The sequence below is a fragment of the Gordonia sp. 852002-50816_SCH5313054-c genome (genome assembly GCF_001665925.1).
Taxonomy (GTDB): domain Bacteria; phylum Actinomycetota; class Actinomycetes; order Mycobacteriales; family Mycobacteriaceae; genus Gordonia; species Gordonia jacobaea.
On sequence record NZ_LZTE01000059.1, the window covers coordinates 1 to 1,423 of the forward strand.

1 protein-coding gene is annotated in these 1,423 nt (G+C 63.5%); it reads left to right on the top strand.

Going from position 1 to position 1,423, the window contains the following annotated elements; genetic code table 11:
• Window positions 1–109 precede the first annotated feature (109 nt).
• Window positions 110–1,390, top strand: a complete 1,281-nt coding sequence (locus A5788_RS15100; RefSeq protein WP_007240524.1) for an IS256 family transposase — start codon at window positions 110–112, stop codon at window positions 1,388–1,390.
• Window positions 1,391–1,423 lie beyond the last annotated feature (33 nt).

A 1,423-nucleotide genomic window follows, 5' to 3' on the forward strand; every position in this document is an offset into this window, starting at 1 on the left:
GAGGAATGATCAAGACCTGTGGATCTGGGAGGGCGTGCCTTCCCGCAGAATGATCCCGGTAGTCACTTGATCAAGTCAGCGTTGCAGCGCTGGCGGAAAGGCACGCCTCATGCTCACGGTAGTCAACGCCCCTGATGGTTCCAACCAGTCCAACGACGATCACCGGTCGATCCTCGATGAGATCGTGCGCGACGGGGCCCGGCAGATGCTCGCCGCAGCCCTGCAGGCCGAGGTCGCTGCCTATGTCGATCAGTTCACCGATCAGGTCGATGAGCACGGTCGCCGGCTGGTGGTGCGTAACGGCTACCACAACGAGCGGGAGGTGATGACCGCTGCTGGTGCGGTGCCGGTGCGGGCACCGCGGGTCAACGACAAGCGGGTCGACCCTGAAACTGGTGAACGTCAACGGTTCTCGTCGAAGATCATCCCGGCGTGGGCACGCAAGAGTCCGGAGGTCAGCGCGGTGTTGCCGCTGCTGTACCTGCACGGGTTGTCGTCGGGGGATTTCGGGCCGGCACTCGAGCAGTTTCTCGGCTCGGGTGCAGGGTTGTCGGCGGCCACGATCACCCGGTTGACCAGCCAGTGGCAGAAGGAAGCCGCGGCCTTCGAAGACCGCGACATCACCAGCGATTATGTCTACCTCTGGGTCGACGGAATCCACCTCAAAGTCCGGCTTGAGCAGGAGAAACTGTGCCTGTTGGTGATGATCGGTGTGCGGGCCGACGGCCGTAAAGAGCTCGTCGCCCTGGCCGATGGCTACCGCGAATCGACCGAATCGTGGGCCGATCTGTTGCGGTCGTGCCGGCGCCGCGGCATGGCGGCCCCGAACCTGGCCGTCGGGGACGGTGCCCTGGGGTTCTGGGCTGCGTTGCGCGAGGTGTTCCCGGATACCCGAGAGCAGCGGTGCTGGTTTCATAAACAAGGCAATGTGCTTGCCGCACTGCCGAAGTCGGCCCATCCGAATGCGATCAAAGCGATGCAGGAGATCTACAACGCCGAAGACATCGACCACGCCCGCACCGCGATCACGGCTTTCGCCAAGACCTACGGCGCCAAGTACCCCAAAGCGGTCGCCAAGATCGTCGACGACGCTGATGTGCTGCTGGAGTTCTACCGTTACCCGGCCGAGCACTGGATTCATCTGCGCACGACCAACCCGATCGAGTCGACCTTCGCCACGGTCCGGTTGCGCACCAAGGTGACCAAGGGCCCCGGCTCACGGGCCGCGGGACTGGCGATGGCCTACAAACTCATCGAAGCCGCACAGACGAAATGGCGGGCCGTCAACGCACCCCACCTCGTCGCTCACGTCCGGGCCGGCGCCACCTTCAAAAACGGCGAACTCGTCGAACCCGGCACCGCCTCACCCGACCAGCAGGAGGCTGCCTGAAACAACCTCATCCACAGATCTTGACAATATCTC